Below are 6,000 nucleotides of genomic sequence, written 5' to 3'. Positions count from 1 at the left end.
GGTGCCAGCCAACCCCATTACGGGGACCGTACCGCACCCCCCCTACTGGGGCGCGGCCTGCCCGGCCGTATCGGCCTACCCCAACGCGGCGGGGCCCCGGGGCCCCGCCCGCCCCCCGCGCCCGGCGCCGGCGCAGATGTCCCGATGGGGCACGTCCGGGATCAGCCGCTTCCACGCGGACCGGGAGAGCGGGCCGCCCGCCCGGCGGCAGACGGTCCGGGCGGCGGCAGATGGACCGATCTCGTACCGCTGGAAGGGCACATTGTTCCCGGCCGCGAAGAGGGTGGCGCCGTCCTCGCCGAACCGCACGTCGATCACGCCCCCGCCGGGCGTCGGCAGCGGTGATCCGGCCGGCCGCCGGGAGGCGGTGTCCCAGATCCGCAGGGTGCCGTCACCGGAGCCGACCGCCAGCAGACGCGCGTCCGGCGAGAAGGCGAGGGACATGACCGAACTCGCCGCGCCCGGGCCCTGCGCCGTCAGCTCGCCGAGGCGGCGGCGCAGCCGCCCGTCCCAGAGGGTGACCCGGCCGGACAGCTCGCCCGCGGCCAGATACCGGCCGTCCGGGCTGAAGGCCAGGCTGACGCCGGAGCCGATGTCACGGGCGCCCTCGGCCGCCGGCCCGGACGGCAGCCGCCGGCTCCGTCCGGCCGAGGTGACCAGCAGTCCGCCGTCGGGGGAGAAGGCCAGCGCGTGGCCGCCCGCGCCGCGCAGCACCGAGGTCGGCGTCCGGCGGCGCGGGTCCCAGAGATAGGCGGGGCCGTCGGGCGCGAGGACGGCCAGCACCAGGGAACGGCCGTCCGGGGCATAGGCCACGGCGCCCCAGGAGTCGACCCGGTCGGGCGGGCGGAATCGTTTGTGCGAGACCCGCCGCCGCTCCGTGTCCCAGAAGGAGACGCCGAGCGGCTCGGCCCGCCGGCCCGTCCCGGTCGTCCCGTACGCGAGGACCCGGCTGTCGGGACGGAAGGCCACGAAGGCCGGGCAGAGGTCGTGGGGCGGGGGACCGCCGGGCGCGCACGACCGGCCGGGCAGTTCGTGCCAGCGGGCCGTGCGCAGGTCGCGGACGCGGAAGCGGGCCCGGCCCCCGTCCGTGAAGGCGGTCGCCAGCAGGGACCCGTCCGGGCTGAAGGCGGTCGCCGTCGTCGCGGCGCGCCGGCGGGGCCGCAGGACATGGGCGATGTCGAGCGTGCGCACGGTGGTGCCCCAGTGGTCGTCGGGGCTGCCGAGATAGGTCAGCAGCCCGGACGCGGCGATCCTCGGCTGCGACGCCGACTCGCCCAGGAGCGTGTGGCGGAAGACCGGCCGGCCGGAGCCCTCGGCGGGCGCCACCGACAGCGCGGTGCGGTCCACCAGCACCAGGAAGCGGCCGTCGTCGCTGAACCGGATCCCGGTGACGCCCGGCGAGTCGATCCGCGTCCGCTCCCGGCCGGTGGCCAGATCCAGGATCCGGACCCCGGCCGGGCCGACGACGGCCAGTCCGGTGGCGTCCGGCGTGAAGTGCAGCGACTCGTCGAGACACTGCTGGGCGGTGACGACCGGGGCCCGGGGCTGCCTCAGCGGGCGCCGGCGGGCCACGTCCCAGAGCTGTACGGCCTCGCCCGGCACACAGTGGGCGAGATACCGGTCGTCCGCGCTGAGGACGGCCTCCTGGACGGAGTCGGCCCCGCGCCGCTCCCGAGACCTGCGCAGCTCCTGGGCGAGGGAGCCGGGCCCCGGGAAGACGTCGCCGAGGCGCGGCTCGGGCCAGGGGAGCGCGGGCAGGGCGATCAGCACCCGGCCGTCGCGCGCGTCCCGTACGACGACCCGCTGCCCGCGCTTTCCGGCGGCCCCGGTCCGCTCGTACGTGATCAGGGTGCGCCCGCTGTCGCCCATCTCGGCCCCGCCCGCCGCCCGGACCAGGGGCCCCCGGGCCCGGCCGGTCACCAGATCCCGCGCGCCGACGAGGGGTTCGGCGGTGTCGGCGCCGGTGAAGGCCGGCAGCCAGGACGCGTCGCCCCGGGGAGCGGCCGCTCCGGTCAGCGCGCCGCCCAGACCGGGGAACGCACGCCGGGGCCGCGCCGTCGCCACGTCCCACTCCACGGTCCGGCGCTCGCCCGCGCTGAGCAGCGTCCGGCCGTCGGCGCTGAGATGACGCAGCGTCGTGTCCGCCGTGTCCGGATCGGTGAAGGACCCCAGCTCGGGCTGGAACGCGGCGCTCAGCAGCGCGGACCGGGTCTCCGGCAGCTCGGCGATCCGCCAGGCGGCGAGGCCCAGCCGCATCGCCGCCGCCGGATCCGACCGGCGCAGACTCTCCGCGACTCCCGCGGTACGGCGGGCCGCGTCCTCGATCCGGCGGCGTTCGGCGTCGCCGTGCTGCTGCCAGGCGAAGAGCCCGGCGACGAGGGCGAGGACGAGGAGACAGCACAGCACGGTGAGACGCGCCCGCGAGCGGCGCAGCCCCCGGGCGCGCGCCCGCAGCGCGGCGGCGAGGAACCCGGCCTCGACGTCGGTCAGCTCACCGGGGCGCTCGCCCGCCCCGGTGAAGTGCCGCTCGGCGGAGGTGAGGCGTACGCCCCGGTACAGCGCCCCGGGGTCGTGGCCGAGCGAGGCCCAGGCCGTGGCGGACTCGGTGAGCCGCCGCAGCTGCCGCAGACGCTCGCGGTCCTCCTCCAGCCAGCCGCTCAGCCGGGGCCAGGCGGTCAGCAGGGCCTCGTGGGCCAGATCGACGGTGTCCTCGTCGAGGGTGATCAGCCGGGCGCGGGCGAGACGTTCGACGACGGCGTCCGCCTCGCCGGGGTCGACGGCGGTCAGCTCGGCCCGGGACACGGGCCGGCGGGTGTCCTGCGCGCCGTCCCGCCCGGGGGCGACCAGGCGCAGCAGCAGATGGCGGCCGATCCGGCGCTGCCGGGGCGTGAGCGCTTCGTACAGCTCCTCGGCGGTCCGGGCGATCGCGCCGTGCAGCCCGCCCGCCGTCTCGTAGGTCTCCTCGGTGAGGGTGCGGCCCCTGCCGAGCCGCCAGGTCTCCCGCAGGGCGTGGGACATCAGCGGCATACCGCCGGGCTCGTCGGCGATCTCGGCCACGATGCGCGCGGTGAGGGACCGTTCGACGAGGAGACCGGCTCCGGCGGCGGGTTTGACGATCGCCTCGCGGAGTTCGTCACGGCTCATCGGCGGCAGCAGGAGGGTGCCGCCGCCCGCCGCCTCGGCGAGGGCCCGGTGCCGGGCGCAGTGGCCGTAGAAGTCGGAGCGCACGGCGATCACCAGACGGCCGCCGCGACCGGTCGCGGCCAGCATCGCGTCGATGAAGGCGGACCGTTCGCCCTCGTCGGAGCAGAGGGTGAAGATCTCCTCGAACTGGTCGACGATCACCACACCGTCCGGCCGGTCCGTCTCCAGCAGGCCCTGACGGCGGGCCGGGCGGTCGCCGGGGGTGAGGACGCGTACGGCCGCCGGACGCGCGCGGCGGCCGGACCCGTCGCGCAGACGCGGGATCAGCCCGGCCCGGAGCAGCGACGACTTGCCCGATCCGGACGCTCCCACGAGCAGGACGCACGGCCGCTCCGCCACCAGCGCCGCGAGCCGCTCCACCGCGCTGTCGCGGCCGAAGAACCGGTCCGCGTCCCGGGGCTCGAACCGGGCGAGACCGGGGTAGGGGGCGACGGCGTCGGGGCCGCGGCCCGGCGTCTCCTCGGCCAGCGCCCGGTCCGCCTCGTGCCAGCGCCGCTCCCACTCCGCGAGATCGCCCCCGCAGGCGGCCGCGTAGGCGAGGGCGACGGGGAGCGACGGCAGCCGGTCGCCCGCCGCCGCCTGGGCGAGCGTCGTCGTGGAGTAGTGCGTCCGCCGCGCCATCGCCCGGTAGGTGAGGCCGCCCGCCTCCCCGCGCAGCGTCCGCAGCGCGTGCGCGAAGCGGGCGGCGGGTCCGCCGTCCGGGTCGAGCGGCCGTTCACGACGTCCCATCGCCGAATCCCCCGATCCGCCCCTCGGCGGGGGCGGCACCAGTGTCGCCACCCGCGGGCGGCGGCCGCAAAGGGTACGGGGAGCGGGGTGTCGGCCGTTGTCCGGAGTGACGGAGAGGGCTGCCGGACAAGCCGCCGGCCGCGAATGCTCGGGTCAGCGCTCCGAACGCGCCGCCACGGCGCCCCCGTCGCGGCCCGGAGCGCATCCGGCCGGTGTGCGGCCGGTGTTCTTGCGCCAGTGGAGACAGGAGACAGACATGAGGTACGGGAAATCCTTGACGGCGGCGGCCGGTACGGCGCTGCTGCTCGGCGGGCTCATCGGCGGCGGCGTGGCCGGCGCGGCGCCCGCGGACCACGGGGTGACGGCGGACCACGGGGTGACCTCGGACCCCGCGGTCACGGCGGACCACGGGGTGACGGCCAAGTGCGGCGCCAACCCCCCGATCCGCATCCCCGGGGGCGAGGCCCACTTCACGATCAAGTGCGGGACGACGATCACCCATGTGACCGGGTGGATCAAGGACACCCGGTCGGACGGCCAGTGCGTCCGGCTGAGGATATGGTGGCCCGCCCACCAGAACTACACCTACACCGAGAAGGCGTGCCCCAACGGCGACGTGGTGGAGTTCGATCACAACGGCAAGACCCATCGCACGGCTCCGGGCGTCGAGCTGTACAGCGTCGGCTGACCGCTGACCGCTGATCGCTGACCGCTGAGGGCCGAGGGCCGAGGGCTGAGGGCTGACGGCGGTCGCGGGGGCGCGGCGGCACGAGACCGGGCCGGCGGCCGACGGGCCACGGCGGGCGCCGGCCCGGTCCGCGGGCGCCGGCGGGCGGGGCATCCCGTTCGCCGGCGCCCGCGCGACGGCGGGCGAACCCCGGCGGAACGCGCGGTGAAGCGGCGGGGCGCGTCCCCGGCACCGTGGTGTCGTAGGGCCGTGCTTAGCTGGTCCTATGATCGATGACTTTCTGGCCGGGGACCTGTCCGCAGTCGAAGAGGCGGTCCGCAAGGCGGCCGCCGCCGAGATCATGCCGCGGTACCAGCAGCTCGCCGCGCACGAGATCGTGCAGAAGAACGGCCCGCACGACCTGGTGACCACGGCCGACCGGCTCGCCGAGGAGCACCTCACCGCCTCCCTGACCGCGCTGCTGCCCGGCTCGGTCGTGGTGGGCGAGGAGGCGGTGCACGCGGACCCGGCGGTGTACGAGGCGCTGCGGGGCGACGCGCCCGTCTGGATAGTGGACCCGGTCGACGGGACCCGGCAGTTCGTCCGGGGCGAGGCCGGATTCTGCACCCTGGTCGCGCTCGCGCTCCGGGGCGAGGTGCTGGCGTCGTGGACCTACGCGCCGGTGCTCGACCTGATGGCCACGGCGGTCCGGGGCCGGGGCGCCTGGCTGGACGGCGAGCGGCTGCGGCCGGGCCCGCCCGCGCCCGGGGAGCCGCTGCGGGTCGCGATGTCCCACCCCGACTTCACCACCGACGACCAGAAGCGGGCCCTGCTCTGCCTCGACACGGAAGGGGTGCTCGCGCGCCCCTGCGGATCGGCCGGTCTGGAGTATCTCGCCGTCGCGCGCGGCGAGCTGGAGGCGGTCGCCTTCTCCTGGGAGAACGCCTGGGACCACGCGGCCGGACTGCTGCTGGTCACGGAGGCGGCGGGCGCGCAGCTGACGCTCTCCGGCGAGCCGTTCCGCATAGCCGGCGGCAATGCCATGCCGTTCACGGCGGCGCGGTCGCCCGAGACGGCGGAGCGGATCCGCGAGCTGCTGGCCGCCCCGTTCTGAGCCCGATCCGTTCCGAGCCCGATCCGTTTCGAGCCCGATGCGCACTGAGCCCGATCCGTTCTGAGGCCGCCCCGGCCGCCCGCGATCCGGCGGGGACTGCCGGGACGGGCGTCTTCCCGGTGCGGACGGTCTCCCGGTGCGGCGCGCGGCGGGTCTCCGCGCGCCCCCGGGATGTGACCGAGGGCTCCGTCCGCCCACCGCGTCGGACCGCACCCGGGGCCGCCCCGGCGCCGGGCCGGAATATCCTGGACGTCCGGGCCGCCCGACGACCGAAGGAGCCAGTGAG

The 6,000-nt window shown here is 76.8% G+C and carries 3 protein-coding genes; 2 read left to right on the top strand and 1 reads right to left on the bottom strand.

Going from position 1 to position 6,000, the window contains the following annotated elements:
* Nucleotides 1-75: 75 nt before the first annotated feature.
* The gene (locus ACF089_RS35115; RefSeq protein WP_392036043.1) at nucleotides 76-3,933 is read right to left on the bottom strand and encodes a hypothetical protein; all 3,858 of its coding nucleotides are present in this window, start codon (nucleotides 3,931-3,933) and stop codon (nucleotides 76-78) included.
* A 256-nt stretch (nucleotides 3,934-4,189) separates the two neighbouring features.
* Here ACF089_RS35115 and ACF089_RS35110 point away from each other — a divergent pair, with 256 nt between their 5' ends.
* Both ACF089_RS35110 and ACF089_RS35105 read left to right on the top strand, forming a co-directional pair.
* A complete protein-coding gene (locus ACF089_RS35110) occupies nucleotides 4,190-4,621 on the top strand; it encodes a hypothetical protein (RefSeq protein ID WP_392036041.1) in 432 nt (143 codons plus the stop codon).
* A gap of 265 nt (nucleotides 4,622-4,886) precedes the next feature.
* Nucleotides 4,887-5,714, top strand: coding sequence for an inositol monophosphatase family protein (locus tag ACF089_RS35105; RefSeq protein ID WP_392036038.1), 828 nt, complete (start codon nucleotides 4,887-4,889; stop codon nucleotides 5,712-5,714).
* Nucleotides 5,715-6,000: the final 286 nt, after the last annotated feature.

Origin of the sequence: Streptomyces sp. NPDC014894 (assembly GCF_043080985.1) — a bacterium.
Taxonomy (GTDB): Bacteria; Actinomycetota; Actinomycetes; order Streptomycetales; family Streptomycetaceae; genus Streptomyces.
The sequence above is the reverse complement of the archived record's forward strand: the minus strand, read 5'-3'. Positions and strand labels throughout refer to the sequence as shown.